This window comes from Mongoliitalea lutea (assembly GCF_014652135.1).
GTDB classification, from domain to species: Bacteria; Bacteroidota; Bacteroidia; order Cytophagales; family Cyclobacteriaceae; genus Mongoliitalea; species Mongoliitalea lutea.
Genome location: NZ_BMYF01000014.1, coordinates 24,633 through 50,760, shown reverse-complemented (window position 1 = coordinate 50,760; position 26,128 = coordinate 24,633). Strand labels below are relative to the sequence as shown.

General features: G+C 40.8%; 23 protein-coding genes. 14 read left to right on the top strand and 9 right to left on the bottom strand.

Annotation, left to right across the window (positions count from 1 at the left end):
- Positions 1–116: 116 nt before the first annotated feature.
- Together IE080_RS11990 and IE080_RS11985 are read right to left on the bottom strand one after the other, a co-directional pair.
- A complete protein-coding gene (locus tag IE080_RS11990; protein WP_189582686.1) occupies positions 117–1,151 on the bottom strand; it encodes a WD40/YVTN/BNR-like repeat-containing protein in 1,035 nt (344 codons plus the stop codon).
- A 12-nt stretch (positions 1,152–1,163) separates the two neighbouring features.
- Positions 1,164–1,817, bottom strand: a complete 654-nt coding sequence (locus tag IE080_RS11985) for a Tll0287-like domain-containing protein (protein WP_189582831.1) — start codon at positions 1,815–1,817, stop codon at positions 1,164–1,166.
- A gap of 164 nt (positions 1,818–1,981) precedes the next feature.
- On the opposite strand from IE080_RS11985, the gene IE080_RS11980 reads away from it, so the two are divergent.
- Both IE080_RS11980 and IE080_RS11975 read left to right on the top strand, forming a co-directional pair.
- A complete protein-coding gene (locus IE080_RS11980) occupies positions 1,982–4,795 on the top strand; it encodes a YCF48-related protein (RefSeq protein ID WP_189582684.1) in 2,814 nt (937 codons plus the stop codon).
- Between the two features lie 330 nt (positions 4,796–5,125).
- A complete protein-coding gene (locus IE080_RS11975; RefSeq protein WP_189582681.1) occupies positions 5,126–6,376 on the top strand; it encodes a cystathionine gamma-synthase family protein in 1,251 nt (416 codons plus the stop codon).
- 58 nt (positions 6,377–6,434) lie between these two features.
- On the opposite strand, the gene IE080_RS11970 is transcribed toward IE080_RS11975, so the two are convergent.
- The 3 genes from IE080_RS11970 to IE080_RS11960 all read right to left on the bottom strand — a co-directional run bounded on the left by IE080_RS11970 (position 6,435) and on the right by IE080_RS11960 (position 8,497).
- Positions 6,435–6,974 (bottom strand): GNAT family N-acetyltransferase, encoded by a 540-nt coding sequence (locus IE080_RS11970; RefSeq protein WP_189582678.1) that lies wholly within the window; start codon positions 6,972–6,974, stop codon positions 6,435–6,437.
- A gap of 97 nt (positions 6,975–7,071) precedes the next feature.
- Positions 7,072–8,145 (bottom strand): peptide chain release factor 1, encoded by a 1,074-nt coding sequence (gene prfA, locus IE080_RS11965; RefSeq protein WP_189582675.1) that lies wholly within the window; start codon positions 8,143–8,145, stop codon positions 7,072–7,074.
- Positions 8,146–8,284: 139 nt separating this feature from the next.
- Entirely contained in the window at positions 8,285–8,497 is a 213-nt protein-coding gene (locus tag IE080_RS11960) for a hypothetical protein (RefSeq protein ID WP_189582672.1), read from the bottom strand.
- Between the two features lie 62 nt (positions 8,498–8,559).
- Here IE080_RS11960 and IE080_RS11955 point away from each other — a divergent pair, with 62 nt between their 5' ends.
- The 3 genes from IE080_RS11955 to IE080_RS11945 are packed head-to-tail and all read left to right on the top strand — an operon-like array spanning position 8,560 to position 12,605.
- The gene (locus tag IE080_RS11955) at positions 8,560–9,663 is read left to right on the top strand and encodes a vWA domain-containing protein (protein WP_189582670.1); all 1,104 of its coding nucleotides are present in this window, start codon (positions 8,560–8,562) and stop codon (positions 9,661–9,663) included.
- Complete coding sequence (locus IE080_RS11950) at positions 9,663–11,183, top strand: P-loop NTPase family protein (RefSeq protein ID WP_189582667.1); 1,521 nt, start codon at positions 9,663–9,665, stop codon at positions 11,181–11,183. The genes IE080_RS11955 and IE080_RS11950 overlap by 1 nt, the downstream gene beginning before the upstream one ends.
- A 39-nt stretch (positions 11,184–11,222) precedes the next feature.
- Entirely contained in the window at positions 11,223–12,605 is a 1,383-nt protein-coding gene (locus IE080_RS11945) for a methyltransferase RsmF C-terminal domain-like protein (protein WP_189582664.1), read from the top strand.
- On the opposite strand, the gene hflX is transcribed toward IE080_RS11945, so the two are convergent.
- Complete coding sequence (hflX, locus tag IE080_RS11940; protein WP_189582661.1) at positions 12,602–13,873, bottom strand: GTPase HflX; 1,272 nt, start codon at positions 13,871–13,873, stop codon at positions 12,602–12,604. The genes IE080_RS11945 and hflX overlap by 4 nt on opposite strands.
- A gap of 104 nt (positions 13,874–13,977) precedes the next feature.
- Between hflX and rfbC the strand changes: the two genes are divergently transcribed.
- The 9 genes from rfbC (at position 13,978) to IE080_RS11895 (ending at position 22,856) form a co-directional block, all read left to right on the top strand.
- Positions 13,978–14,529, top strand: a complete 552-nt coding sequence (rfbC, locus tag IE080_RS11935) for a dTDP-4-dehydrorhamnose 3,5-epimerase (RefSeq protein WP_189582658.1) — start codon at positions 13,978–13,980, stop codon at positions 14,527–14,529.
- The gene (locus IE080_RS11930; RefSeq protein ID WP_189582655.1) at positions 14,529–15,278 is read left to right on the top strand and encodes a tyrosine-protein phosphatase; all 750 of its coding nucleotides are present in this window, start codon (positions 14,529–14,531) and stop codon (positions 15,276–15,278) included. Before rfbC ends, IE080_RS11930 begins: the two co-directional genes overlap by 1 nt.
- A complete protein-coding gene (locus IE080_RS11925; RefSeq protein ID WP_189582652.1) occupies positions 15,275–16,234 on the top strand; it encodes an NAD-dependent epimerase/dehydratase family protein in 960 nt (319 codons plus the stop codon). Before IE080_RS11930 ends, IE080_RS11925 begins: the two co-directional genes overlap by 4 nt.
- Before the next feature lie 131 nt (positions 16,235–16,365).
- Positions 16,366–17,763: a tetratricopeptide repeat protein gene (locus IE080_RS11920; RefSeq protein ID WP_189582648.1), complete on the top strand. Its 1,398-nt coding sequence runs from the start codon at positions 16,366–16,368 to the stop codon at positions 17,761–17,763.
- 43 nt (positions 17,764–17,806) lie between these two features.
- Complete coding sequence (locus IE080_RS11915; RefSeq protein WP_189582645.1) at positions 17,807–18,577, top strand: phosphosulfolactate synthase; 771 nt, start codon at positions 17,807–17,809, stop codon at positions 18,575–18,577.
- A 51-nt stretch (positions 18,578–18,628) separates the two neighbouring features.
- Entirely contained in the window at positions 18,629–19,564 is a 936-nt protein-coding gene (locus IE080_RS11910; protein WP_189582642.1) for a polyprenyl-phosphate transporter, read from the top strand.
- The gene (locus tag IE080_RS11905) at positions 19,561–20,301 is read left to right on the top strand and encodes a shikimate dehydrogenase family protein (RefSeq protein WP_189582639.1); all 741 of its coding nucleotides are present in this window, start codon (positions 19,561–19,563) and stop codon (positions 20,299–20,301) included. Before IE080_RS11910 ends, IE080_RS11905 begins: the two co-directional genes overlap by 4 nt.
- Before the next feature lie 26 nt (positions 20,302–20,327).
- The gene (locus IE080_RS11900; RefSeq protein ID WP_189582636.1) at positions 20,328–21,584 is read left to right on the top strand and encodes a pyridoxal-dependent decarboxylase; all 1,257 of its coding nucleotides are present in this window, start codon (positions 20,328–20,330) and stop codon (positions 21,582–21,584) included.
- A 63-nt stretch (positions 21,585–21,647) separates the two neighbouring features.
- A complete protein-coding gene (locus IE080_RS11895; RefSeq protein ID WP_189582633.1) occupies positions 21,648–22,856 on the top strand; it encodes a tetratricopeptide repeat protein in 1,209 nt (402 codons plus the stop codon).
- Between the two features lie 23 nt (positions 22,857–22,879).
- Here IE080_RS11895 and IE080_RS11890 read toward each other — a convergent pair whose 3' ends face one another.
- The 3 genes from IE080_RS11890 to IE080_RS11880 all read right to left on the bottom strand — a co-directional run bounded on the left by IE080_RS11890 (position 22,880) and on the right by IE080_RS11880 (position 25,988).
- Positions 22,880–23,713 (bottom strand): DUF4382 domain-containing protein, encoded by an 834-nt coding sequence (locus IE080_RS11890; protein ID WP_189582630.1) that lies wholly within the window; start codon positions 23,711–23,713, stop codon positions 22,880–22,882.
- A gap of 103 nt (positions 23,714–23,816) precedes the next feature.
- Positions 23,817–25,040 (bottom strand): MFS transporter, encoded by a 1,224-nt coding sequence (locus tag IE080_RS11885; RefSeq protein WP_189582627.1) that lies wholly within the window; start codon positions 25,038–25,040, stop codon positions 23,817–23,819.
- 366 nt (positions 25,041–25,406) lie between these two features.
- Positions 25,407–25,988, bottom strand: coding sequence for a Crp/Fnr family transcriptional regulator (locus tag IE080_RS11880; RefSeq protein WP_229800613.1), 582 nt, complete (start codon positions 25,986–25,988; stop codon positions 25,407–25,409).
- Positions 25,989–26,128: the final 140 nt, after the last annotated feature.

Sequence of the window (26,128 nt, the reverse complement as noted above, 5' to 3'; positions counted from 1 at the left end):
AATTCGCCTATCGGAATCTTAAATATACTACAAGACGGATATTTTTAACAATCATCTACAAAAATCTTTGATTTTTTGAGATTTCTTTATGCCAAACAGGATACTTTTTCTGATGCTCAAAATTCTAAACGTGCTATTTTTCCACCGGATCCAGAAGCCCACACATTTTTGTACGATCTACATAATTTTACTGTATGGAAACCTTCCTCAGATAATCGCTCCCAGTTTTTTCCTACATCTTTAGAAAAGTCCGTTCCATTGGGTCCGACAGCAATCAACCAATGTTGGAAAGGGTAGTAAACCACACCAGAACGGTAGCCCGAAGGTGCATTTTCAGTTGCAAAGGACCAATCTTTCCCTCCGTTGTCCGATGCAAGAAAGGTATTGCTCCGTTCATTTGCCGATAAAAAATCACCACCCACGCCTACAAGTGTTTGATCGCTCACCTTGAATAAGGAAAATATGCCAGCAGATTCTTTCAAGCTGTCCAACGGTAGCACTTGCTTTGTCCACCGAGTACCCCTATCGGCTGAATGATAGATGGCTGAATGCATACCCGCAGCTACAAACCATACATTTTCTTGGTCTGCTACAATAGAACTTCCACTTGCAGCAAAGGAACCTGCTCCCTTGGGTGCTTGTGGGCTCGTTTCTAGCCAAGTCCAAGTGTCTCCTTTGTCTTTGCTTAATAAGACCATCCATTTGCCTTCTACTTCATCTCCTATCGCGTACCCACGATCTCCGATAAAGGCCATTCCATCCAAAAAGGCATAGGATGGTCCTTGGTATTTTAAATCCCAATGTTGACCGCCATCGATAGTTTTATAGATGACTGCGGGCTGTCCTGAAGACATTACCACTGCTGTACTCGCATCAAAGGCAATGATATCACGAAAATCTACCGAATCCATTCCGGCGATAATTCCTGTATTCCAAGTTTCCCCTCCATCCAAGGAACGGAGCCACGTTCCTTTAGAACCACTTGCCCAGATAATATTATTGGTCAAGACCGATAGCCCTCTCAAGGAGGCGTCCGTTGGAGTTTCTTTTAGTTGCCAACCAATGGGCCGTTCGATGACTGTATGCTTACGGTTTTCATCACAGGCTAAGAGCAATGGGATTAGCAAGAGGAAGGGCAAAAACTTTCTCATAAGGGTACAGAATTACATGCGGTTGACCACAGCTCTTTTGGGGATACGGATACTCCACATACCCCTTAAATCTCCAATTTTGTGGTTGATGGCTTGATCATTTGGATATTTTTCTTCCAAGACTTTCCAAGTATCGGGAGCGATGTCACTATCCTTAGCACCATGACAATTCAAACACAAAGCGTTAGGAATCATGATAGCTTTCGTGTACAAATACACTTCTCCTCCTTCTATTTTTTGAATATTCGGATCAGCAGGGATGCCTTCTTCTACATTGTATTGATAAGCATCCAAAATCACTTCTTCTGTATCGTCTGGCTTATCTAAAGGATTTCGGTAGTTGAGAGAAGCTCGTTTAATCTTGACTCCGTGCTTTTCATCCACCTCTTTCAGAATGGGCAGCGCATTGACATGACAAAAGTCTACTGCTCCCGCAAATCCTTTTTCTCCTATGGCGGCTTGCAATGCGCCAATTAGCTGCTGTTGAGCTTCGGTACTGATTTCTTCTCCCCATTCCATGGCAGCTTGTAAGATTTGCGCCTCGCTGAGTTTTTTGGCCTCCATGCTGCGGTTGACCTCATCGAAAACTTCTCTACTTACCCGCTCATTGCCTCCACAAGCGCTGAAAATGAGGAGGAAAAGGATAATGATACCAAATTTTTTCATTTCTTTTTTTCTTAAAAATAGCTGACAAAAACCATTTAGAAAAATCAAAAATGCATTTTCCATCAAGGGGGATTTTTATGTGGCTAACTTATTTCTGATACCTGTGAAAATAAATTTTTTTTATGGGGAGAAATCATAAATTTGTATATCAGCATAGTTCTTCGATGAAATATACGTTATCAACCGCTTTTGCGATACTGTTATTGACTTACAACATTTCATTTGCTCAGCAATCATGGAAGCGGTTAGGTGGATGGGGAAACTCTTTTACAGGTATTTCATGGGTTAATGATGAGGTTGGGTTTATTGCAGGCCCACAGATTATTTTGAAAACCATAGATGGTGGTCTAAGTTGGGTAGAACAAGAACCTCCTACCAAGAACCAAATGAATGGAATTGATTTTTTTGACGAGAACTTGGGATTAATCGTTGGAGAAAATGGTGAGATTTACAGAACTACCAATGGTGGTGCTCAATGGGAGTTGATTCAAATTGCTGCCAATGCTCAGTTGCGAAGTGTGGCATTTCTTAATCAAAGCCGGGTCTATGCTGTCGGTTCTAATGGTGATGTTTATCGTTCTACAAATGGGGGACTTTCATGGGGCCGTCAAAATATAAATTTGACTGCCGATTTAAATAATCTCTTTTTCTACAATCAGGATACGGGTTACATAGCTGCTTCTAATGGACAAGTTGCCCGAACTTTCAATGGTGGGAATAACTGGACTCTGATTTCTACCGAGCAAAGTCAGAGTATTAATGACTTACACTTTGTTAGTAGCACTGTGGGTTATGCCGTTGGAAATCGAGGAATTGTTCTTAAAACAGAAAATGCCGGCGAACAATGGTCTCGATTAAATTCGGGAACAGAGCGTGATCTATTAGCAGTTAGTTTTTCAAAAATAAACCCCAATTCAGGAGTTTTTACTGGTAAAGGTGCGACGTTAATTCGGACCACTAATGGAGGGTTAACACTAGAAGGAATTAATGTAAATAATTCACAAGACTATAATAGCGTAGAATTTAGAGATAATTCTAACGTAGTATTTGCAGTGGGAACGAATGGGTTTGTTATTTCCTCAATAAATGCTGGAAATAGTTGGTCACTTCGGCTTTCAGGAATTGATGTTGATTACACAGGTGTAAAATTCCGTACGGATAACCTCGGTTATGTTATTGGTACAAATGGGCGTTTTTTTGTTACTTCAAATGGGGGTAATACTTTAGTGGATCGTTCCCGTCCTTTGTCAGTCACGTTCAGAGATATTGATTTTCCAAGTAATAATTTCGGTTATATTTCGGGGGATATGGGCACAGTATTGCGTACATCTAACTCTGGTACCAACTGGACTTCCTTAAATTTGGACAACAGTAGGAATATAAATGGCTTATTTTTTTATGCTAACTCAGTAGGTTATGCAGTAGGTGATCAAGGATATATTGTGAGAACTATGGACAGTGGGGTTACCTGGCAAAAATTGTCTGAATCAAACACAAAGGTTGATTTGGTTGATTTTGGAGGATTTGGTTTTTTGGTAGGGATTGTTATTGGGAAAGGAGGATACATAGGAAGATCTTTTGAATTGAGTGATTGGGAGCAAATTCCTTCTTCTACTACGGAGGATTTGAATGCTATCAAGGTTATGGATGACACCACTGGGATTGTGGTCGGCAATCGTGGAACCATCCTCAAAACCATCGATGAGGGAAAAACCTGGAGAAAAATTGATGTTCCATTTACCCAAAACCTAACAGGAGTTGACTTTTTAGACGAGCAGGTAGGCTTTGTATCTGGTGAGCGAGGATTGATCTTGAGAACACGTGATTCCGGAGAAACATGGGAACAGATGCAAACAGGGACCTTTCAAAATTTCACAGGGATAAGTTTTGGTAACCTAAGTAAGGGTTTTGCAGTGGGAGAAAAAGGAACTTTCTTTGACTATGATTGTCAAGTTCCGTCTACCCCAACATTGATTTTTGGAGAAGATAGGATTTGCTTGAGTCAACAGGTTTACTCAATACAAGAGTCAGCAGGAATCGATGAAGAGTTTGAGTGGAGAGTCGATGGAGGTACTATTATGGAAGGGCAGGGAACCAATAGGATAGTCGTACAATGGGATATACCTGGCAGAAATGCAGTATTAGTTCGAGTAAAGAATGAATGTGGAAATGGAGCTACGCGTGGATTAGAAGTGGTTGTTTCCACTACCCCTCAGATCGTTCCAGATATTGCTGGTGAAGGGGTAGTTTGTGTAAATACAATGGAAACCTATGAGTTGGAAGATATTCCTGGTAGTACTTACATTTGGACCGTGACAGGTGGTTTGATTATGCAAGGTCAAGGAACTAATCAAGTGGTGGTTCAATGGACAGGTCTTAATCAACAAACATTAACAGTAACCCCCGAAAACCCTTGTGGAAGAGGTCAGTCCTTCTCAAAGTCTATTAGTGTACTACAACCACCTTCTCAAACTTCGATTATAACAGGTCCAGAAATTGTGGCTTTAACTGAGGAGGTTTATGAAGTACAGGCCTTACCCGGTATTAATTATCAGTGGAGGGTAAGTTCTAACGGTGGTCGGGTCGTAGCAGGACAAGGAACAGCTCGAGCTACAATTTTATGGGAGCGTGAAGGAACATTCGAAGTTATTGTTGTTCCAATGAATGAGTGTGAGATGGGCCCGGAAAGAAGTTTCTCTGTAATGGTTAATTTGATTACCAGTATCGGTAGGGAGGCTATAGGAGGAGGAATTAAAGTGTATCCAAATCCATCTCCAGGACAGGTTAACATCGATTTGGCGGGCGTATCGGATGTGCGGAAAATCACCTTTGTGAATGCACTGGGTCAAATTAGCAGAGAAATAGCACCTGCTGCTGAAACCAGTCTCGTGCGGGTGGAAGAGCTGCCCCGGGGGATGTACACGATTCTCATTCAAACACGGGAACAAACCTTCAGCAGAAAGTTAATTGTCAATTAATCAGCACTTTTTTGGAGCTGTTTAAGTGTGTGAAATGTCAACCTACTGCTGCTTTGATTTTTGAGTAAATCGAAGCAGCGAAATTTTAACTTACCTTGTAAGAAGTAGCTGTATTTTTCATTGATTGCCTCTCAAAACTTTCAGGAATCGAAGCTTGATTTTCAAGACTGACAAAACAATATTTGATTGTATATTCAGTTTTTTCGAAATATAATTTTTCATTTGCAAAAGATATACCCGTGATATCACTCATTTGCAAAATATTATTTTATCTCCCTGCTTGTTTTATTTCAGGCTTTTGATGTCTTTTGCACAATAAACCCAAATACAATGGACGATAGAAGATTTCATCCCGAGAGTTTGATGATGTCCTATGGCTACAAGCCGGAGTTATCCGAAGGTGCTGTGAAGTGCCCGATATTCCAGACATCTACCTTTGTTTTCAAATCAGCTGAAGAAGGAAAGGCTTTTTTTCAGGTAGCGTATGGACAGCGTGAGAAAAGACCCAATGAGGAGCTTGGGTTGATCTACAGTAGACTGAATAATCCAGATCTACAAATCTTGGAAGAGCGCCTCTGTCTATGGGATGAAGCAGATGAATGTGCCGTGTTTGAAAGTGGCATGTCTGCGATTTCTACGGTTATGTTAGAATTTTTGAGACCGGGAGATGTGCTTTTGTATAGCAAGCCTGTATATGGAGGTACAGATCATTTTATCAATAAAGTATTGCCGGAATACGGTATAGTGGGACTTGGTTTTACATCAGATCAGGAAGCTGAAGAGATTTTGGCTATGGTGGATACCTTGAATCTTCGTGAAAAAGTTAAAATGGTGTATGTAGAAACCCCTGCTAATCCAACCAATGCCCTCTTTGATTTAGAAGCTTGTAAATTTGTAGCGGACACATTGACTACTGCTGAGAAGGATGTGGTAGTGGTGGTGGACAATACGTACATGGGACCTTTATGGCAACACCCTTTGAAGCATGGAGCAGATTTGGTGGTGTATTCGGCAACCAAGTATATCGGCGGTCATTCAGATTTGATTGCTGGCGCAGTATTGGGAGGATCCAAATACATGAAGCGAGTCCGAACTCTTCGAACCTTTTTAGGTAACATGGCAGGACCTTGGACAGGTTGGTTATTGATGCGAAGCTTGGAGACGCTGAAAGTCCGTATGAATAAGCAGGCTGAAAACGCTGTAAAGGTTGCCAACTTTCTGGAAAGTCATCCAAAGGTAGAAAAGGTGTATTACCTAGGCTTTATTCCTGAAGGAACACGTCAGTATGAGATTTATCAAAAGCAACTTTCTTGTGCTGGGGCTATGCTATCATTTGATATTGTGGGTGGAGAAGCAGAAGCTTTTAAGTTTTTGAACAGCCTGAAATTGATGAAACTAGCTGTTTCCTTGGGAAGTACAGAATCCTTGGCAGAGCATCCTGCTACTATGACACATAGCGATGTTTCTCCAAAAGATCGGGAAGAAATACATATTTCCGAGAAGCTGGTCCGACTGTCTATTGGAGTGGAGCACTTTGATGATATTATTTGGGATATCTCGCAGGCTTTGGATCAGATCTAATAAAAAAGGCTCTTTGGTTTAGCAAGGAGCCTTTTTTATGGTTGATTAATCGATATAATCATGTATATTTCTCTACCTCTTCCCGGATGATGACGAATTGAAATAGATCTCCTACCACGCCATTTTTTATGTATCCATGACGAAGAATAGCTTCTGCTTCATAGCCAGAGTTTTCCAAAACTTTCATGGCCGGGATGTTGAAATCAAATACCTGTGCGTAAAAGCGCTTGATGTTAGGAAAATTCTCTAACAAATATTCCGTGAATAATTGCAAGGCTTCTTGAGCAATACCTTTTCCCCAAAAAGGTTCTGCCACCCAAAACCCAATTTCCATATTGGTCCTCAGCTCATTTTTGCCAATTTCACTACCTATTGACCCTACTAGTTGCCCATCATACTCGATAGCGAAGTTTTGTGGTGGAGTAAACTTGATGTTATGCTCGATCCAATGACGGGCATCGTGAATAGTATAAGGAGAAGGGAAGATGTCTTTTAGATTAGCTGCGATCTTTGGATTGTTTGCAATAGGGTAAAGTGCGTGAAAGTGACCATCATGCCAACGAACAAGACTGACATTTCCTTTTCCTTGAATTTTCATGAATACTCTGGGATTTAACTGTTATAACGGCCCCAAGAGACGATTATTCTTTTATGGCTCGTTAAGTTTAAAGATAAGTTTATTTTTCAAAAAAAACTTACTCCAAGCCAGTTTCATTCATTTTGTCCAGATTTTCGGCCAAACGCAAGGCTTGAATGAAATCTACAATGTCACCATCCATCACATCTGGCAAATTGTAGACAGTCTTATTGATACGATGGTCTGTCACCCGACTTTGTGGATAATTGTACGTTCTGATCTTATCCGATCTGTCTCCACTACCCACCATTGATTTTCTTTGCGCACCAACTGCATCATTATGTTTAGCAAGCTCTATTTCATATAGACGTGAACGAAGTACCTTTAGTGCTTTTTCAAAGTTCTTGATTTGGGACTTTTCATCTTGACAGGTTACTACCAACCCTGTTGGATTGTGAGTCAGTCGTACCGCAGAATACGTGGTATTAACCGATTGCCCACCTGGTCCTGAAGAACAGTATGTGTCTTTTCGGATATCATTCATATTTAGTTCTACCTCAACTTCATCCATTTCAGGTAGTACCGCTACAGTGGCTGCTGAGGTATGTACCCTTCCCTGAGTTTCAGTAGCCGGTACGCGCTGTACCCGATGGACTCCGGATTCGTATTTCATCATTCCATAGACATCTGCCCCTGTAATGGTACTGATGATTTCTTTGTATCCTCCGGAAGACCCAAAGGTCAGGTCAAGAACGGTGAGTTTCCACTGCTGCTTTTCGCAAAAGCGCTGATACATTCGAAAAAGATCTCCGGCAAAGATCGCTGCTTCGTCTCCTCCTGTACCTGCGCGAACTTCCAAAATACAATCTTTGGAATCATTAGGGTCTTTAGGAATAAGCTGTTGCTTGATCGTTGCCTCGAGTTCTTGTTCTTTGGCTCGTAATTCATCCAACTCCAATTTCGCCATTTCCCGGAACTCGGGATCTTTCTCCTTTTCTAGGATTTCTTTGGTACTCGTAATATTGTCTAAGACCAATTTGTATTCATCGTACAGGGCAACGATTTTTTCAAGGTCCTTATATTCTTTGGTAAGTTTGGTATATTTACTCATGTCGGACATGGACTCCGGCTGAACGATGAGTTGTCCGACTTCTATAAATCTGTCCTTGAGCGCTTGTAGCTTATCAAGCATAATGTTTGTTGATTTTTGGAGGCGTAAAATTAGTAAAACCTAGGGAGTAAAAAATACATTGCCCCTATCGTAGGTGGATTTTCGAAAGAATACATCCTGAACTCGCCCGTAAACATGTTTTCTTCGGTTAATTATAATTTTATTTTTCGTGGTCCTCGTACCACTTTTCTTCAAAAGTGGAGGTTACCTCTACATCAGCTGTGAGGACTCTGTATACCATCCACAAGATTGGCAAGGGAGAAATCGAAAACATGAACAAAATAAGCGCTGTGCTTAAATTTGCCTGAATTGCTGTGACATAGACGATTAGGAAGGCTGTCACCAAGTAAACTGGAAAGAGATAATTTTTCATGGGAGACATTTTTTAGTACGTAGGCTAAACTACAAGCGCTAACATTTTGTTAGATAGCTATTATGAAAGGCTTTAGATTTTCCCAATATATTCCTCCGCAAGATCCCGATAAAAATACCTTCGAAAACTTGCTCAATATCTTCCTCCAATTGGTCACTATGACCGGAGGAGATGTGGCAGAGGCACTGAGTTGGTTGACCAACTTGGATCAGCGGTATCAATTGACTAATCCGAACTATGGAATCGGAGATTTTATTGAAGACTTGAAATCCAAAGGGTACCTAACGGAAGAAAACCAGCAAGGGAAGTTTGAGATTACTGCCAAAGCAGAACAAACCATCCGAAAGAGTGCCTTGGAGGAGATTTTTGGAAAGTTGAAAAAAGGAAAATCTGGTCGACATAAAACTACGCACACAGGCCTAGGAGAAGAGCAGGGTACGGATAGACGTCCTTATGCTTTTGGAGATAATCTGGATCACATAGCGTTGACGGACTCCATCCGTAATGCACAAATCAATCATGGATTTTCGAGCGACTTTCTGTTGACGGAAGGTGATTTGGAAGTAGTCGAGCAGGAGTACAAGACCCAAACTTCCACTGTACTAATGATTGATATCAGTCACTCCATGATACTGTATGGTGAGGATCGAATTACGCCTGCAAAGAAGGTAGCAATGGCTCTGGCAGAGTTAATCAAAACCAAATACCCCAAGGATACTTTAGATATTATCGTGTTTGGAAACGATGCCTGGCAAATAGAAATCAAGGATTTGCCCTATTTACAAGTTGGACCTTATCATACCAATACCGTAGCTGGGCTGGAATTGGCTATGGACTTATTGAGAAGAAGGAAAAACCCCAACAAGCAAATCTTCATGATAACGGATGGCAAGCCAACCTGTCTGAAGGTGGGTATCAAGTACTACAAAAACAGTTTCGGTATTGATAGTAAGATTTTGAACGAGACCTTGAAATTGGCAGCACAGTGCCGTAAACTCAAAATACCTGTAACTACCTTTATGATTGCTTCAGATCCTTATCTCAAAGAATTTGTCAAGGAGTTTACCAAAGTGAATAATGGAAATGCCTATTACAGTAGCCTGAAAGGTTTGGGCGATTTGATTTTTGAAGATTACAGACGAAATAGAACCAAAAAATTCAACTAATGGACTACCACGCTATTGCCTCAAAAGATTTATTGAAAATAAAAACGCTGGGAGAACTGAAAGCTTCCGGTTACCAGCCTGTTTCTATCAAAGAAGAGCTGAGAAAAAATTTGATTCAGAAAATCAAGACCAAGCAAAATGTCTTTGAAGGGATCTGGGGGTATGAAGATACCGTCATTCCGGATATCGAGCGGGCAATCTTATCCAAGCATAATATCAATTTGCTAGGGTTGAGAGGTCAGGCTAAAACCAGAATTGCCCGAATGATGACCTTATTGCTGGATGAGTATGTTCCGGTAATTGAAGGCTCTGAGTTAAATGACGATCCCTTGGCTCCATTATCTACATTTGCGAAAGAATTGATTGCCCATAAGGGAGACCAAACTCCTATCAGCTGGTGGCATCGTTCAGATCGCTATACCGAGAAACTGGCCACACCGGATGTATCTGTGGCTGACTTGATCGGTGATGTAGATCCTATCAAGGCAGCAACGATGAAATTATCTTACAATGATGAGCGGGTAATTCATTATGGCTTAGTACCTCGTTCGCACCGCTCCATTTTCGTCATCAACGAATTGCCGGATTTGCAAGCTAGAATCCAGGTTGCTCTGTTCAATATCCTACAGGAAGGTGATATACAGATCCGTGGTTTTAAGTTGCGTTTACCCTTGGATATTCAATTTGTATTTACCGCTAATCCTGAGGACTATACCAATAGAGGTTCTATTGTGACCCCGTTAAAAGATCGGATAGAAAGCCAAATCATTACCCACTATCCAAAGTCAATTGATACGGGTAAAAAAATCACCGCTCAGGAAGCCAACTTGCAGGGTAAACCAATGGAACGCATCCATATCCCTGAACTTTTGAAGGATTTGATTGAGCAGATTGCAATCGAGGCTAGAAACTCTGAGTTTGTGGATGAAAAAAGTGGTGTCTCTGCACGCTTGACAATCTCAGCTTTAGAAAATTTGGTATCTGCTGCTGAAAGACGCTTGTATCTTAATAATGAACAAGAGACAGTTGCTCGAATTGCTGACTTAATGGGAGTAATACCGGCCATTACCGGTAAAGTGGAATTAGTGTATGAAGGCGAACAAGAAGGTGCAGGCTTGGTAGCCTATAACTTGATTGGAAAAGCTATTCGAACACAGTTTGTGGATTACTTCCCTTCTCCTGAGCAAAAGAAAAAAGATAAAGAAGGTAATCCATACGTCCTGCCATTGGCTTGGTTTGGGGAAGGAAACACGTTGGACTTATTAACCTCCCAGTCGGATAAATCTTACAAAGAGCTCTTGCATCAAGTGCCAGGTTTGGAAGCATTAGTGACCAAATCAATCCCAAGATTAGCCGAAAAAGAAAAAGAATTCTTCATGGAGTTTTTGCTACACGGCCTTGCGGAATACAGCCAATTGAGCAAGCGCATGCTGGATACAGGATTGCAGTTCAAAGACTTGTTTAGCAGCATGTTTGAAATGGGAAATCCTTCGGATGATTTTGATGAGGATGATGAATAAGTGAAATTGCGTACTTTCGCAGTCTTATCAACTCATCACATGTCAACATTCCCACTTCCAGCAGACTTTTCAAAACGCATGCAAGCTTCTCTTGGGGAAGCTGAATTTCAAAACTTTTGCGAAGCTTTGCAGGAAGATCCGGCTGTTTCTATTCGGGTCAATCCTGGGAAAACAGCTCATATACCATCCTCTGCCCAACAAATTCCTTGGGTGGAGGATGGTTATTTTTTACAGGATAGACCGTCATTTACCTTAGATCCTTTATTTCATGCAGGAGCATACTATGTACAGGAATCCTCTTCCATGTTTATCGATCATATCCTGAGAAGTCAGGCTATCAGTCCTGATGGTTTGTTTTTGGATTTATCCGCTGCACCAGGTGGTAAATCCACCTTGCTTTCCAGTTACATAGGAGAAGAAGGCTTTTTGGTGGCCAATGAGGTAATCAAAAGCAGGGCTTCCATTTTAAAGGAGAATATCATCAAATGGGGACTTGGAAACACCTTGGTAACCAATAACGATCCGGAGCATTTTCAGGATTTGGAAGGATTATTCGATGTAGTCTTGGTGGATGCCCCTTGTTCTGGAGAAGGCATGTTTAGAAAGGATCCTGCGGCCATGCAAGAATGGTCCCAAGATCATGTTACTTTGTGTGCACTCCGGCAGCAACGCATCATGGACCAAGCGGCTGCACTTGTCAAAGCTGGAGGTTATTTGTTGTACAGTACCTGTACCTTCAACGCTCAGGAAAATGAGGAAATTGTACAGTTTATTACGGAAGAGTTTTCTTATAAACCAGTTCAGATTCCTTTGGACCCTGCTTGGGGAATAGAAGAAGTCAGTATCTCTTGTGCCGATGATAATTTTTATGGTTACCGGTTTTTACCGCATAAGGTCCGTGGAGAAGGATTTTTTATTGTGGTTTTCAAAAGGCCGGAAGATGCCTATATAGGAAGTCCGAGGAGAATGAAGGATTTCAAACATCCGCATCTCAAGCAAGTTTCCGCTTCGGATGCGCAACTCTTACATTCCCTGATCAGTCTTCCTGAGGATTCTGCTTTTTACAGCTTACAAGACAGTTATTTCTACCTACCCAAAAAACATCAGCTCAATTTTGAGCACTTGAGTAAGTTTTTAAATATCAAATATGTAGGGATAGAGCTCGGTAAAATCAACAAAGGCCAGTGGATACCCAGTCATGAGTGGGCACTGAGTACCTTACCAAAAGAAGGCTTGGCGGTACAAGAGTTAACACTCGCACAAGCCCAGGATTATCTTCGAAAGGAAGAATTTATCATTGAAGGTTTGCCAGAGGGATGGATATTGGTGCAGTACCAAGGGTTGAGTTTAGGCTTGCTCAAAAACCTCGGGAACCGCACCAATAATTATTATCCTAAAGAATGGAGAATTCGAAATCTTTAAACCTCTGATTCATCCGAGTACGAACTCCAATCAATGGTTTCGTCCTGCAAATAATGAGGATAGATTTTTAAGTGTTGCTTTTTAACTTCTTTCACTAAAGCTGTTCGGAATTCTTCAATATGCAGGGCTTCTTGTGCTGCCATGAATACCGGCTCAATCCCAGTCTTTTTGGCATAAGCCTCAGAAAGCTTCTCAAAATCCAGGTATTGCTGTTGTTCCAATTCGATGTCACTCATGAGGAGGCGCTCCTCCTCAGAAGGCATTGGTGGGACTAGGTCAATTTTATTGAATACCAAAAGCATACTTTTATCCCCTGCACCGATTTCATTGAGCGTTTGTTGCACTACTGCAATATGCTCTTCAAAGCTCGGATGGGAAATATCGACTACATGTACCAATAAGTCGGCCTCACGCACTTCCTCAAGGGTTGACTTAAAGGATTCGATTAGGTGTGTCGGTAGTTTACGGATAAACCCTACCGTATCCGAAAGCAAAAATGGAATATTGTCCAAGACTACTTTTCTGACAGTTGCATCAACGGTAGCAAAAAGCTTATTTTCTGCTAAGATATTTGCCTTGGTCATCAGGTTCATTAAGGTACTCTTACCCACATTGGTATAGCCTACCAAGGCTACTCTGACAATTCCTTTTCTTCCTTTACGTTGGGTAACTCCCTGCTTTTCAATTTCCCGGAGTTTTTCTTTGAGCAAGGTTATTTTATTTCGGATATCCCGCTTATCTGTTTCAATTTCTTTTTCCCCAGCACCACCACGGGTTCCTGTGCCCCCTCGTTGACGTTCCAAGTGAGTCCACATATTCGTCAGGCGTGGTAGCAAGTATTGGAATCTTGCCAATTCTACTTGGGTTTTGGCCTGTGCTGTTTGTGCTCGATTCAGGAAAATATCCAAAATCAATAAAGAGCGATCATAGACTTTGACTTTGAGCTCATTCTCTAAGTTTCGCATTTGGGATGGGCTCAAGTCATCATCAAAAATGACCATATTGACTTGGAAGTGCTCCACATAGGATTGAATTTCCTCAAGTTTACCGGATCCCACGAAGGTTTTTACATCTGGACGTTCCATTCGTTGGGTGAAGCGGTATACTGTTTTTGCACCAAGCGTTTCAGTCAAAAAAGCTAATTCCTCCAAATATTCATTGACTTGTTGCTCTGTTTGTCCTTGATTGATCAATGCCACTAAAACAGCTGTTTCTTGCTTGGGGGCAGTATCATAAAGTTTTTGTATTTTTCGTGAATATTTGTTCATAGATGAATATAAGGATTTCAAATAAGGAATAGTTCCTCAAGTTCTCCGCGCAAATTTATCAACCTCAGTTGAAAAGCTATTATATTTGAATATTAAAAAAAAAGATGAAAGTCATTGAAACCCCTATTAAAGGATTGATTGAGATTTATCCTCAGGTGTATGAAGATAATCGAGGATATTTTCTTGAATCATTTCGCAGTAATGCTTTCTTAGAGGCAGGTATAGAAAATTCTTGGGTTCAAGAAAATCAGTCATTTTCCAAAGCAGGAACACTACGTGGTCTGCACTTTCAAAAAGGGCTACATTCCCAAGCTAAATTGGTTAGAGTAATAACAGGAAAGGTGCTAGATGTGGTTGTTGATCTGAGAAAAGGTTCAGAGACTTTTGGGCAAAGCTTTTCCCAAGTTCTCGACTCTAAAGTTCATAACATGGTTTACATACCTCAAGGGTTTGCGCATGGGTTTTCTGTTTTGGAAGATGCAGTTTTTTCATATAAGTGTTCATCATACTACAATAAGGATAGCGAAGGTGGTATACTTTGGAGTGATCCAGCACTAAAAATTGATTGGAAAGTTTCAGAACCTATACTTTCCGATAAAGATAAAAATTGGCCAACTTTGGAAGAGTTTGTAATATTAAGTGAAGGTGGATTATAATGGGATTATTAAATTTCTTGATTAAAAAAAGAGAGGCCGAATTTGAACCATTACGATTGGATTGGATGCAGGTAGATGTTCATTCTCATCTGATTCCAGGAATTGATGATGGAGCAAAGACTATTGAAGAATCAATTTCTTTGATTCGACGAATGCATGAATTAGGATTGCGTAAAATAATTACGACTCCTCATGTAATGTCTGAATTTTATAAAAATACTCCTGAGTCTATTATTGCAGGTTTAAAATTGGTTCAAGAGGCATTGATCATGGAAAAAATCAATGTTGAATTAACGGCTGCCGCTGAGTATTATTTAGATGAAATTTTTTTGGATAAAGTTCAAAATGGAGAAAAGCTTCTCCCTATTGCTAATAACTATGTTTTAGTAGAAACTGGATTCATTAATAAACCACAGATGTTATTTGAGATTTTTTTTGCTATGGAAATGCGTGGTTATAAGCCAGTTTTTGCTCATCCAGAACGTTATCAATACCTTATTCAAGATAAAAAATTATTGTCTGATTTGATTGACAGAGAAGTTTATTTTCAGATAAATCTTCTTTCATTGACAGGGTTTTACTCCAAGCCGATTAAAAGCTTTGCTGAGATGCTAATAGATGAGAAAAAAGTCAAATTCTTTGGAACAGATTGTCACAATCATCGTTATTTGGATATGTTGGAGAGTTTACCAAAATCTAAATACTACGAAAAGCTTCAGCAGCAAAATGTGTTAAATAAGTTTTTATGAAAATCCTGATTACGGGAATTACGGGGGTTCTCGGAAGTAAATTAGCCAAAAAATTTAGTCAAGTTGGTCAAATACATGGACTGAAAAGAGCTAATGCCAATTTTTCCTTAATCGAGAAAAACCTCCCAATCATATGGCATGAAGGAGACCTTTTAGATCCAATTAGCTTGGAAGATGCTTTAAAAGGAATAGATTTGGTGATTCATGCTGCTGGATTGGTTTCATTTGATAACAAAGACCGCGAACTGTTGAATAAAGTCAATTGGGAAGGGACGGCTAACTTGGTCAATGCCATGCTGGAGAAAGGAGTGAAAAAACTCATTCATGTCAGTTCAGTAGCTGCATTAGGAAAGTCTCCGGAACAAAACCTCATTGATGAAAATCAGCAATGGATCAATTCTCCCTTGAATACCCCCTATGCTGTATCCAAGCACTTTGGTGACTTGGAAGTATGGAGAGCTGTACAGGAAGGCTTACAGGCTTTAGTAGTTCATCCTTCGGTGATTCTAACCAAAATTTCAGACCAGCGATCCAGTGCGCAAGTGTATGATTATGTCTTGACTGAGAAGAGCTATTATCCCTTGGGTACGATTAATTACATTGATGTACGCGATGTGGTTTCTTTGATCTTCCAACTCTTTCAAAAAGAGGTATGGAATGAATCAGTAATTCTCAATGCAAACAGCATTTCTTATAAGGATTTCTTTGCTACTATGGCAAAAGTCTTTGGAAAAACAGCTCCTTCGAAACCAGTGACTTCTTTTCTATTAAAAATAGCGCTTTTCACTCAGGGAATTGGAAAAATTTTTGGCCTTGTCAAAACACCTCTTAATAAGCAGGTGGCCATGATGTCCCAGCTTCAAGTTATCATGGATAACTCTAAAGTCAAATCCTTGATTCCCTATGAGTTTATACCATTAGAAAAGTCCTTTCACTGGGCACTTTCGAACGAATAAACCCTTTCCCTTGTTGATATATGCGGTACCAATGATTGCTTTTTTCGACCTGATGGTTGAAAAAAATATTAGCCAATTGATTTTGGAGATGTGATTTATTTGGTATCTTAAGAAAACCAAAACCCCTTGCGATGACAGGAGACTTTGAAAATGAATGGGAAGAGGATAAAAACCTCGTAGAAAGGTTTGAGAATTCCCAAAAGTCGAATTTAGATCTCTATTTTGAAGAAGAAGAGTTTGAGAATATTATTCGCTTCTATTTCGAAGAGCAAAAATTCGTTAAGGCACTCAAAGCCTCAGATTACGCCCTAGAGAAATTTCCATACAGTGTAGAAATAAAGCTTCTAAAGGCTCAAAGTTTGATCTTTGTCGATGAATTGGATGAAGGTCTTGAGCTTTTGGAAAGCATCAATAATTTGTCTCCAAACAATGAGGACATCGTGTTTGCCTATGCCAATGCCATGATGATGGCGGGTAGTGGAAAAGAAGCGATTGAAATGTTGGAGGATTTTATACCATTGGCAGATGATAAGGCGGAGGCGTTTTATTTGCTGGGTAACCTTTACCGCTCCGAATCCAATACTGAAAAAGCCATTCACTATTACAAAGAGTGTGTGAAAATCCGCATCAATCATGAAGATGCACTTTTTCAGTTGGCCATGATTACCGAAGAGGAAGGAACCTTTGAAGAAATCTTGCAGTTTTATCAGGAATTTATCGATCAGGATCCCTATTCTGCTGGTGCTTGGTATAACTTGGGTGTGGTATATAATCGCTTGGGCCGCTATGATGAAGCGATCAAAGCCTACGACTATGCATTGATTATCGATGATAGCTTTGCCAGTGCCTATTTCAACTTAGGCAATGCCTACATGAACACCCAGCAATTTGACCTGGCTTTAGAAGCCTATCAAAACACCATCAATTGCGAAGGTGCCAATGCCGAGAACTGTTGCTATATGGGTGCTGCTTATGAAAAGCTCGATCAGATCGATATGGCATTCAAGTATTTCAAAAAGTCGGCAAAGCTTGATCCAGAATACGATGATGCTTGGTTTGGGCTAGGCATGTGCATGCTTAAGAAAGAGAAGTTTTTTGAGGCCATTCACTATTTTAAGAAGGCTATTTCCATTACCGGAGAGAATCCTAATTATTGGGTGGGCTTAGCAGATGCAGAATATCAATTGGGCAATTTGCAAGCGAGCTCCGAAGCTTATGAGGAGGCTATCAAGTTGGAGCCGGGTATCATGGAGACGTATGTCAACTTGGCTATTATCTACTACGATCAAAATAGATTTGAAGAGTGCATGGATGTCTTGAAGGAAGGGATCGAAGAACTTCCAGAAGAGTCTGAGTTGTACTACCGTTTGGTTGTTTTTCTCTTAAAAATCGGCAAATACAAAGAAGCCTTTAATTATTTGGAAAATGCATTAACTTTGGACTTTGAAAGGCACACGATTCTCTTCGAACTCATGCCCGAGCTTAAGCAGCAGAAGGCAATTTTCAAGATTATCTCTCAGTACAAGTAACGTGTCTCAGTAAATTTAAGTCTATTCACCAAAACATATTGGAATGAATTACATTCTAAAAAACCTCCCTGTGCGAACAGAAAAACCACGCGCATCAGGCTTTACCATGGTCATGGATAAAGGATTGAGCATCAGGGAAGTAGAGAATTTTCTCAGTGCTAACAGTGACTACGTTGATATTGTAAAGCTAGGTTGGGCAACTTCTTATCTGACCAAAAATCTAGCAGAAAAGATTGAGATTTACCGCGATGCTGGTGTTCCTGTATACTTTGGAGGAACCTTGTTTGAGGCATTCGTCATCCGTGGTCAATTTGAAGATTACAGAAAGGTTTTGGATAAGTACGGCTTGCAGTTTGCCGAAGTATCTGATGGATCAATCAGTTTGCCACATGATAAAAAATGTGAATTTATCCGCACATTAGCTCAAGATGTAACCGTATTATCAGAGGTTGGATCTAAAGATGCAGCCAAAATCATTCCTCCGTACAAGTGGATTGAGCAGATGCAAAATGAGTTGGATGCAGGAAGCTGGAAGGTCATTGGTGAGGCTAGAGAAGGCGGTACCGTTGGTTTGTTCCGAGATTCTGGGGAAGTAAGACAAGGCTTGGTTGAGGAGATTCTTACCAAAATTCCAGAAGAAAAAATCATTTGGGAAGCACCACAGAAAGAGCAGCAAGTATGGTTTGTGAAGCTCTTGGGAGCGAATGTAAATTTAGGGAATATTGCACCCAATGAATTAATACCGTTGGAAACTATCCGTTTGGGATTGAGGGGCGATACCTTTGATCATTTCTTAGGAACTCACAAAATTTAAAATATCTTGATAGGCTTTTCGGTACTGCCGGAAAGCCTTTTCTTTGCGCGTATGAGTGGAATTAAAAATTCTGTATTGTTATTTCTCAAGGGTATGTCCATGGGGGCGGCCGATATTGTACCGGGTGTATCAGGCGGGTCTATTGCCTTGATTACTGGTATCTATGAAAAACTCCTGGATAGCATTAAGTCAGTGGATAAAACAGCCCTGCAGCTGTTGCTGAAAGGGAAATTCACAGAAGTTTGGAAGCATGTCAACGGAGGTTTCTTACTTATTTTACTTGCGGGTATCCTGACGAGTATCTTCACTTTATCCAAAGTGATTACTTTTTTGATGGATGAATATCCTATACCCTTGTGGTCATTTTTCTGTGGATTGATCATCATATCAGCGATCATCATCCTTCGAGATATTCAACAGTGGACGATTGGTTCGATTGCAGCGTTGCTGATTGGAACAGTAGTCGCTTACCTGATTACAGGTTTGCCTCCTACAAGTACTCCTGATGCCACATGGTTTGTATTTATAGCAGGAGCTATTGCTATATGTGCGATGATTCTGCCGGGTATTTCCGGTAGTTTCCTACTTCTGATATTGGGTCAATATGAGCGTGTATTGAGTGCAGTATCTTCTAAGGATGTGCTGACATTGGCGGTTTTTGCCACAGGTTGCGTAGTAGGTTTACTTTCATTTAGCCGTTTAATTTCCTGGTTATTGAAAAACTTCCATGCCTTGACGATTGCGCTTTTATCAGGTTTTATGTTGGGTTCAATCAATAAGATTTGGCCTTGGAAAGAAGTTATTTCTTACCGAATGTCATCTTCTGGTGTGCAAAAGCCTTTTTTGACAGAAAATATCCTTCCTCAAAATTACTTGGCCGTAACTGGAGAAGAATCCTTATTTTTGTATGCGATCGTTGCTTTTTCATCTGGCATCATCCTAGTTTTAGGAATTGAGCGGGCAGCGTATTATATCAATAGAAAATGAGAAAATTCGGATTGATCGGTTATCCTTTGGGACATTCCTTTTCCAAAAAATACTTCAGCGCCAAGTTTGAGCGTGAAGGATTGGCTGACTGTCAGTTTGATTTATACGAAATTCCTCAGATTGCAGATTTTCCAGAAATTCTCAAGGGAAATCCTGATCTGGAAGGTCTTAGCGTCACGATTCCTTACAAGGAGCAAGTAATACCTTTTTTAGACACCTTGGATCCTGCTTGTGCTGCAATTGGCGCAGTGAATTGTATACAGATAAAAGACGGAAAACTTACGGGTTACAATACCGATTATATTGGCTTCAAGGACTCCTTGGATGTCTGGCTGGAAGGTCAGCGGCCCAAAGCATTGGTACTGGGTACCGGTGGTGCTTCCAAAGCCGTCAATCAAGCCTTGAAGGATTTAGGAATTAGCTACACGGTAGTATCCCGTACAGCAGATGCTTCAAAAAACCGAGTCGATTACCAACAGCTCAATCAAGATTCTCAACTCTTAGATGCCCATGAGTTGATCATCAATACAACCCCTCTTGGAACTTATCCCAACACCGAGCAAATGCCTCAAATCAATCCTGATTGGATTACGGCGAAGCATAAGGTGTATGATTTAGTGTATAATCCTGAAAAAACATTTTTGATGCGCTCCTTGGAAGCGCGCGGTGCATTGGTAAAAAATGGATTGGAAATGCTCGAATTACAGGCCGAAGCTGCCTGGAAAATTTGGAACTGATTCTACAATTCATTTAAAAAATTACCATGTATTGGAAAAAATTATCCCACGAACAAGTAAAGGCTCGTGTATTTGATGCCTTAGAAAAAAATTTAGATTACAGAGGTGACCGACCAATCTTAGGTATCCCGGGGACCTATTTGGATACTTCCGAGTTTTATCCGGATGCTCCTTTTTTGCAAGACGCTCCTTATATGTCCGCAATGGTGAGAAATCCTAATCATATTGGTGTGCATACCCTAAGTGAGGAATCTGTTTTGGAGGTTTTTGAAGGTACCCAGAAAATTGAGCGAGAGCTGATCAAGCTGACAGCAGAAGAGATTTTTAATGGAGACCCTGATTCTGTAGATGGCTATGTTGCCACCGGAGGAACGGAAGCCAATATTCAGGCTATGTGGGTGTACCGTAATTATTTTCAAAAAGAATATGATGCCCGATTGGGAGAAATCGCTTTGGTCTATTCCAAAGATGCACACTATTCCATGCCAAAGGGAGCGAATATCCTTGGCTTGACCAATATCATGTTGGAGGTGGATATGGATACTCGGGAGATTCTATTATCTTCCTTGGAAGAAAAATTCAAGCAGGCAACCGAAGAGGGGATCAAATACTTTATAGTCATCGCTAACCTTTCCACTACGATGTTTGGATCAGTGGATGATATTGATATGCTTGGGGACTTTTTTACCAATATGAATGTCCCATTCAAAATTCACGTAGACGCAGCCTACGGAGGGTTTATCTATCCGTTTACCAATCCCACGAGCCGATTTACCTTCCAAAATCCCTACATGAACTCCATTACAGCTGACGGGCATAAGATGCTACAGACACCATACGGTACGGGTTTGTTTTTGATTCGAAAAGGATTTTTTGATTACGTAAAGACAGATGAGGCCAAATATATTCCGGGCAAAGATTACACCGTCAGTGGAAGCCGTTCTGGAGCCAATGCCATTTCTATGTGGATGATTTTACAAATCCATGGTTCGGAGGGTTGGAAGTATAAGATGGAAACACTATGTGACCGCACCGAGCGCATCTGTAAGAAGTTGGAAAATATGGGTGTGCAGTATTTTCGAAATCCCTATTTGAATATTATCGCGATCAAGTCCAAGTATATGTCAGAGGAGTTGGCGCATAAATACTATCTCGTAGCTAATTCTTATGACGGAAAAGCAGAATGGTATAAAATCGTTGTTATGCCACATGTGAAGCAAGGGACAATTGATGCATTTCTGATGGAGTTGGCGGGTGAGCTGAAAACAAAAAAATTAGTATAAGTAGGGAAAGGGCACTGGATGGTGCCTCTTTTTTTTCAGATTCAAATTGCGTAACATTGGACCATGAGTGCGACGCTAAGATATTGGCTGATGTTTGGGTTTCTTTGTTTGAATGGAAATCTTATGGCTCAATATGCAGCTTTGGACCGAGAGATGGAAAAAGCGCTCAAGCTCTCAGACGAAGGTGAACTGATTGATGCATTTGAAATTTTGACCGGCATCATTCAAGAGCGTCCGTATTTTGCAGAAGTGTATTTTTACCGGTCTATGGTATTTGAAAAGGCTGGGGATTTGGAAGGTGCCTTGACGGATTTGAATATTCTTTTGGAGTTGGACCCCATGCACACGGAGGGGATTTTTAATCGGGGGATGGTACGCTTTCAATTAAAGCAATATGAATTAGCAAAGAACGATTTTAGAAGTTTGTTGTCCATGCCTACACGGGAGACTACCACTATTTTGTATCAGCGACCAACTTTTGCGACTGGTATTACAGGAATCGTGTCCCAGCAAAGTGGTAAAAAAGATCATATTTATATGCAGCTAGGCCTAGTGGCTTTTCAGATGCAGGAATATCAAGAATCCATCCAATCATTTTCAGAGGCAATTAAGCTCAATCCCAGACAGCCTGATTATCTCATTAATTTGGGTAAGGTTTATCAAGTAATGGGAGAGCTAGCATTGGCAGAAGGGTATTTTTTGAGGGCATTGGAGTTGGATCCCTATCATCCAGTTGCGCATCAGTATTTGGCGGAATTGGCTCAGAAAACGGGGGATTGGGAAAAGGCTGTCGAATTGTATAGCCAATCCATAGCGGATGAACCTGACTTTTATTTGTCGTATAAGCAACGGGGTTTTCAATGGATACAACAGGAAAACTGGCAAGAGGCCTTCATGGATTTGAACATGGCCAATGATCTTCAACCCAAGGATGTGGAGGTCTTGTTTAACCTAGGGTATGTAATGGAAAAATTGGATCAGTGGGAGGCAGCGGTAAAAACTTATGAAGAAGTGTTGGCGATAGATCCGACTCATGTACGTGCCAATTTTGGAAAGGGGAATGCATTGTATAGAAATGACCAATGGGAGCAGGCCATTGCTTTTTATTCCGTGGCATTGGTTTGGGACCCTGCATTTGGTCCTGCCTATTATCAGCGAGGGATAACCAGGTATCGATTGGGTAAAAAAATAGATGCCTGCCAAGACCTTCACAAGGCTGTAGGTTTGGGTGTTATACAAGCAAAAGAGGCTCAGGAGCGTATCTGTCCATGAGCCTCTTGCTGCATTGTTTGGGATTAATCTCCTTCCACTTCCTCTGTTGCAGGGATTAATTGTTCAGGTTCCAATCGCTTGGTTTCACCCGCTGTCAATACCAATCCTTCTAAGAGTAAAGGTTCAAAGTCTTCATTTGGAGTCAACAATACATTGTACGTTCCTTCTCTTAATCCTCTCATCACAAAAATTCCATTTTCATTCGTGAAGGTACCTACGGTATCCTGTCCGAGAATTGCCTGTACAGATACTGGTCCTGCTTCCAAAGGCAATACTGTACCTTCTAAAGTGGCTAAAGCTTCTGCTACAACACGTAAGACAGGTCTTAAAATAAACTGTCCGGAATTACCTGCCCTCACAATAGATCGTGCCACATCAAAATCAATAACCAAATCATAACTTACACCTGCTTGGATTGGTTTATCCACTTTCAATTTCAAACCGCTTTGTTGGGCGCTTGGTGTAGTTAAATTAAGTCGCTGTCCATTGGAAATAATGTAATTGTCATTACCCAAGATCAATCTGATCTGGGAAATTTCTCCGGCTGGTACTTCAATAGCACCTAAATTTTCGGAGTTTCCTCCTGTCAATGTTAAGAGGTTGATTTTACCATTATTTCGTTCGTAGGGTAAGTTCAGCCAAGCACTTTCGTTTTCTTCTCGGCCACCTTTAGGTAAAATTTCTACAGCTACTACTTCCACCCAAACTTCATCAAAAGCGGCGGGTGCATCCACAAGAAAAACGTTTACTCTGGCCATACCTTCAGAGATACTCTCATCTCGGTCTAGGCTATCACAAGCCAAGAAAGGCAACATTAAAAGACCCAAAATCCAGTTAAATTTTTTGAATTGTAACATAGGTAATATAGTTGGTTGAGCTTTACTCAAATCAAGAAAAATGCCAAATACTTCCCTATTGACCATTATTTGGTCTTAAATGACTCTAAGAAGTTTGCTTAAACTATTTAAAATCAGAGGGGTAAATTGTTTTTTTCATCCGAATCCCCAAAACTCCAGCCGAGAAAATTGTCAATACTCCAATCACAAACACCGCATAATTGATTCCTAGTCTGTCTGCAATAATTCCTGTAAGGATTGCGCCTATGGCATAGCCCAAATCTCTCCAAAGCCTAAATACCCCAACAGATACTGCCCGGTCTTCTGGGTGAGTATTTTCAGCAACAGTCGCCAAAAATGTGGGATATACCATAGCTGTACCCCATCCTAATAAAGCGGATAATATGATATAATGGGAGAGGTCAATAGCCCAGGGAAATATCAATAACACTAGCCCTTGTAAAAGCATACCGATAAAAAGCAATGCCTTTTTGGAATACATATCAGCCATCTTTCCAGTAATCAATTGCCCGAATCCCCATACAGCAGGATAAGTGGCGGTTACTATACCTACTGCTTCCAAACTGAAGCCTTTGCTGGCTAACAAAATTGGAAATAAGCCCCAAGCCATTCCGTCATTTAAGTTGTTGACTAATCCTGCTTGGGTAACTGAACCTAAATTTGGGTGCTTCCATGTTGTGTCCCAAAAACTGTTTTCCAAACGGGGGATGGTACTTACAGTATTTTCGGCCTGAACGTGTTTTTGAGTGTCTTTGATCAAAAAAATTGAGCAGAGTAACCCGAGTATGGCCAATCCGATCCCTAAATAGAAAGGATATGGACGTAGGCCATATTCAGAAGCTATGTATCCTGTCAAAAAAGCAACAACAGCCACGGCTAAGTAACCGGCAAATTCATTGAGTCCCATGGCAAATCCACGCTGCTTTTCTCCCACCAAGTCTATTTTCATGACCACAGTACTACTCCAAGCCAAACCTTGATTGATCCCCAACAGCACATTAGCGGCCACTACCCAGTCCCAGGAGGAAGCATACATGAGAATAAATGGAACAGGAATCCCAAATAGCCAACCAATGGTTAAGAGGTTTTTCCGTCCAATCGTATTGGCAAATGTCCCTGCGAAATAGTTGGAAACGGCTTTAACTATACCAAAAACAATGATGAATGATAGAATGGCGGATTTTGCGGCAATGCCAAATTCGGCTTCTGCTATTTGGGGAAGGATACTTCTCTCCAAACCAACCATCCCGCCCACAAAGGCATTGATGATGACTAAAAGGGTGAATTGTTTCCAGTTTTCTCGTAAGCCCAATGATACTTTTTCCATGTATTTCAGAATTGAAACACAAAGGTCCTAAGCTAAGCATCGGATTCCTTTTACATATGTTAAAAAGTAGGCTCTCGGAGGGTGGGGAATACTCGGAAGGAAATCAAATGAAAAAGGATAATTGGGGTTGATTTTTGGGATTTGAAATGTATTATGCAATCCAATGTAAAAGGGGCGTAGCCCTGATAACTTCCTTGTAACGATTAAGTTTTAGGGAATTAGAGGGGCGTAGCCCTGAGATCTTAGAGGTATCCAGATTGATTTTTTGACACAGATTGTAAATGTGATGATCACGGATTGACACAGATGGGCTTGCTGTCGCAAAGTGGGGGGTAGGCTCGCGGAAGGAACTTGATGGGAAATAAGTTACCTGGCTCCTTTTGCTCGTATCCTACTTAGGCTGACTTGGGTGATTCCGAGGTAAGAAGCTATGTGCTTGAGGGGAACACGTTGTAAAATATCAGGCGAAGAGGTTATAAGGTCATGATAGCGCTCTTCGGCTGTATGGAATTGAATACTTTCTATTCGATTAACGGTATCTACATAGGCAGCTTCAAAAATTTTCCGAAACAGGCGCTCAATCTCAGGGAAAGCATCATATAAATCAAACAAGGCAGGGGAATGAATTCCGATGAAATCAGCATCTTCCAATACTTGAATGCCTTTTTTGCTGGGCTTACCTGTAAACAAACTCTCTACCCTCGCAATCAGCGAGTTTTCTAAGGCAAAGGATTCTGTAATGTCAGTTCCATCCTTGTAGTAGTAGATCCTGGCTATCCCTTTTTTGACAAAGTATATAGTCTTACAGGTATGCCCAATGGCTTGGAGATCCTGGTTTTTGGGAATATGTACAGCTGAACAAATAGCCTTAATTGCTTCCTGAGAGGCAGGTGAAAGTTTTTGGAGTCTTTCAAAGTAGTGGATCAAAGTTGAAAAGTCTTCTGTCAAAGGGATGATGGTTTTGTTGTTAGGATTGCTTAGCTGATTAATGGGTTTAAACTCAACAGATTTTCTTAAAGCTGTTTTCTATCGTGTGTAAAGAAGGGCTTTTCAACTAATGCATGTTCAAATATGCAAAATATTTATTT

Coding starts and splice junctions, on each gene's coding strand:
- IE080_RS11960 (WP_189582672.1), bottom strand. CDS start 8,497: ATGAAAAATTATCTCTTTCCAGTTTACTTGGTGACAGCCTTCCTAATC.
- IE080_RS11945 (WP_189582664.1), top strand. CDS start 11,223: ATGTCAACATTCCCACTTCCAGCAGACTTTTCAAAACGCATGCAAGCT.
- IE080_RS11985 (WP_189582831.1), bottom strand. CDS start 1,817: ATGAAAAAATTTGGTATCATTATCCTTTTCCTCCTCATTTTCAGCGCT.
- IE080_RS11925 (WP_189582652.1), top strand. CDS start 15,275: ATGAAAATCCTGATTACGGGAATTACGGGGGTTCTCGGAAGTAAATTA.
- IE080_RS11895 (WP_189582633.1), top strand. CDS start 21,648: ATGAGTGCGACGCTAAGATATTGGCTGATGTTTGGGTTTCTTTGTTTG.
- IE080_RS11970 (WP_189582678.1), bottom strand. CDS start 6,974: ATGAAAATTCAAGGAAAAGGAAATGTCAGTCTTGTTCGTTGGCATGAT.
- IE080_RS11910 (WP_189582642.1), top strand. CDS start 18,629: ATGAGTGGAATTAAAAATTCTGTATTGTTATTTCTCAAGGGTATGTCC.
- IE080_RS11990 (WP_189582686.1), bottom strand. CDS start 1,151: ATGAGAAAGTTTTTGCCCTTCCTCTTGCTAATCCCATTGCTCTTAGCC.
- IE080_RS11915 (WP_189582645.1), top strand. CDS start 17,807: ATGAATTACATTCTAAAAAACCTCCCTGTGCGAACAGAAAAACCACGC.
- IE080_RS11975 (WP_189582681.1), top strand. CDS start 5,126: ATGGACGATAGAAGATTTCATCCCGAGAGTTTGATGATGTCCTATGGC.
- hflX (WP_189582661.1), bottom strand. CDS start 13,873: ATGAACAAATATTCACGAAAAATACAAAAACTTTATGATACTGCCCCC.
- IE080_RS11955 (WP_189582670.1), top strand. CDS start 8,560: ATGAAAGGCTTTAGATTTTCCCAATATATTCCTCCGCAAGATCCCGAT.
- rfbC (WP_189582658.1), top strand. CDS start 13,978: ATGAAAGTCATTGAAACCCCTATTAAAGGATTGATTGAGATTTATCCT.
- IE080_RS11900 (WP_189582636.1), top strand. CDS start 20,328: ATGTATTGGAAAAAATTATCCCACGAACAAGTAAAGGCTCGTGTATTT.
- IE080_RS11885 (WP_189582627.1), bottom strand. CDS start 25,040: ATGGAAAAAGTATCATTGGGCTTACGAGAAAACTGGAAACAATTCACC.
- IE080_RS11980 (WP_189582684.1), top strand. CDS start 1,982: ATGAAATATACGTTATCAACCGCTTTTGCGATACTGTTATTGACTTAC.
- prfA (WP_189582675.1), bottom strand. CDS start 8,145: ATGCTTGATAAGCTACAAGCGCTCAAGGACAGATTTATAGAAGTCGGA.
- IE080_RS11950 (WP_189582667.1), top strand. CDS start 9,663: ATGGACTACCACGCTATTGCCTCAAAAGATTTATTGAAAATAAAAACG.
- IE080_RS11890 (WP_189582630.1), bottom strand. CDS start 23,713: ATGTTACAATTCAAAAAATTTAACTGGATTTTGGGTCTTTTAATGTTG.
- IE080_RS11930 (WP_189582655.1), top strand. CDS start 14,529: ATGGGATTATTAAATTTCTTGATTAAAAAAAGAGAGGCCGAATTTGAA.
- IE080_RS11920 (WP_189582648.1), top strand. CDS start 16,366: ATGACAGGAGACTTTGAAAATGAATGGGAAGAGGATAAAAACCTCGTA.
- IE080_RS11905 (WP_189582639.1), top strand. CDS start 19,561: ATGAGAAAATTCGGATTGATCGGTTATCCTTTGGGACATTCCTTTTCC.